This window comes from Yersinia sp. 1252 StPb PI (genome assembly GCF_048593885.1).
Lineage (GTDB): Bacteria > Pseudomonadota > Gammaproteobacteria > Enterobacterales > Enterobacteriaceae > Yersinia > Yersinia enterocolitica_E.
In genome coordinates, this window is sequence record NZ_JAZGQE010000478.1 from 1 (window position 1) to 502 (window position 502).

Below are 502 nucleotides of genomic sequence, written 5' to 3' on the forward strand. Positions count from 1 at the left end.
CGTCTCCATTTCCAAGGTTCAATAGGATTAGGTTCTGACCATAACCCTATGCTGTCATTTCTGGCGACGTTTTCCATATGAACATATTCAGGAGTGGATGCTTTTCCCTTATAGCGATAAGCCCATGCAAAACCAGAAGTGATCTGTTGCGCATTAATATCCTTGTTGTTGTAATAGATAGTGCCAATTAAACGACCGTAGCGATCTTGTTTATCTCCTAAGGCAGTGACATTTTTTAAAGCAATCATTTTTGAAAGGTTTTGCCGCGACCGCTGCCCGAAAGGTTGCTGCTTTTCAGGGGCATCGATCCCACTCAATCTAATTCGATATGTCTGATTATCTTGAAGAATATCTATAGTGTCACCATCTAATACCCGTACAACCTTTCCCCGGATATCAGCTATCGTAGAAAATGGGATCAGAACCAATAGGACTATGATTTTATTTGGCATCATGATTATTTAACTTATTGCTACTAATTAGTTTGGCTATATAAAAATAT

Annotated in this window: 1 protein-coding gene; it reads right to left on the reverse strand. The window is 38.8% G+C overall.

Features of this window, described 5'->3' with window-relative positions; all coding sequences use genetic code 11:
- The coding region (locus V2A85_RS24410; RefSeq protein WP_420072650.1) for a thermonuclease family protein at positions 1 to 452 on the reverse strand (452 nt) is incomplete at its 3' end.
- Positions 453 to 502 lie beyond the last annotated feature (50 nt).